Origin of the sequence: Bradyrhizobium sp. DN3 (genome assembly GCF_041357655.1) — a bacterium.
Taxonomy (GTDB): domain Bacteria; phylum Pseudomonadota; class Alphaproteobacteria; order Rhizobiales; family Xanthobacteraceae; genus Bradyrhizobium.
Map to the genome: position 1 here is coordinate 1 of NZ_JAULLN010000089.1, position 936 is coordinate 936.

The 936-nt window shown below is 61.9% G+C and carries 1 protein-coding gene; it reads right to left on the reverse strand.

Going from position 1 to position 936, the window contains the following annotated elements; translation table 11 throughout:
- Positions 1 to 31: 31 nt before the first annotated feature.
- Entirely contained in the window at positions 32 to 856 is an 825-nt protein-coding gene (locus AAE027_RS39470) for an IS5 family transposase (RefSeq protein WP_370991179.1), read from the reverse strand.
- Positions 857 to 936 lie beyond the last annotated feature (80 nt).

Sequence of the window (936 nt, forward strand, 5' to 3'; positions counted from 1 at the left end):
AGAGCCTGACTCAAAAAGGGCGGCGAGCTTTTTAGGGTGCAGCGAGGCGTCTTGTCAGCAGCCTGAGATGGGCAACATGAAGCCAGGCAAGCTCTGTCGCGGCCGAGCCTTCAAAGTCTCTGGTGAGGCGTCGGCAGCGACCGAGCCACGCAAAGGTGCGTTCGACCACCCAACGTTTGGGCAGGAGCTGGAAGCCCTTGACCCCCGGTGGTCGCTGGACGATTTCGATTGTCCACGGTCCACAGTGGGACAGCGCGTTGGTAAGCTGTTTGCCGCGGTAAACCCGATCGGCAAAGACATGTTGGAGGCTCGGGAAGCGGTCTCGCAGGTGCTCGAGCAAGGGGACCGCGCCATGGACATCCTGAACGTTCGCAGGATGGACATAGGCTGCGAGCAGAAGGCCATTGGTATCGGTGACGATGTGCCGCTTGCGCCCATGCAGGCGCTTGCCGGGATCGAAGCCACGAGGTCCTCCGGCCTGCGTTGTCGAAGCAGTTTGGCTGTCGATGACGGCAGCCGTCGGCGTTGGCTTATGGCCGAGCTTCTTCCGTGCCCGCCGCACCAGGATTCGAACGATCCGGTGCCACCTGCCGCTGTCGCGCCAGGCGTAAAAATAGCCCTGCACCGTCGAGTATGGCGGGAACTCCTTGGGCAAGGCTCGCCATTGGCAGCCGCTCGACAAAATATAGAAAATCGCCTGCACGATCTCGCGCAAATCGACCTCGCGCGGCCGGCCCAATCGCCGCCGCGGCGGCATCTTCCGGGCGATCAGCGCCCACTCGGCATCGGTCAGGTCGCTTGCGTAACGCAGTCCACTGCGCTGATACTGGATACGAGCGGCTTTGGTCCACGGCATGGTGTCCTCCCTCGAATCTTTGCAAATCCGAAGGAATCACAAGCCCGCCAAAACCGCTCACCCTTTTTCGGTCGGGCTCT